General features: G+C 57.2%; 1 protein-coding gene. It reads left to right on the top strand.

The features are described 5' to 3' along the window. A partial coding sequence (locus tag RC73_RS07250; protein WP_039034021.1) for a VCBS domain-containing protein occupies positions 1 to 374 on the top strand: 374 nt, incomplete at both ends.

The following is a 374-nucleotide window of genomic DNA, read 5'->3' as shown; positions in this document are numbered from 1 at the left end:
ATCACCGGCACCAATGATGCGCCTGTGCTGAGCATCGACATGAGCGGCGCGGTCACCGAGGATGTCGATGTCATCAATGGCATGCTCAGCGACAGCGGCGACTTGAGCTTCACCGATGTCGATATCAACGACAGCCACAGTGTCGGCAGCAGCTATAACGACGATGTGCTCTGGAGCGACGGTGATCTGGATCAAGCCACCCAGGATGCATTGGCCGCCGGCTTCAGTGTCGACAACTCCGGCTGGAACTATGAGATCGCCAACAGCCTGGTGCAGTTCCTTGCCGTCGGTGAGACCATCACCTTAAGCTTTGATGTCAGCGTCAATGACGGCAACGGCGGCACAGATACCGAGACTGTCACTGTCACCATCAC

It is taken from the genome of Shewanella sp. ECSMB14102 (assembly GCF_000813075.1).
In the GTDB taxonomy this organism is placed as follows: domain Bacteria; phylum Pseudomonadota; class Gammaproteobacteria; order Enterobacterales; family Shewanellaceae; genus Shewanella; species Shewanella indica.
The sequence above is the reverse complement of the archived record's forward strand: the minus strand, read 5'-3'. Positions and strand labels throughout refer to the sequence as shown.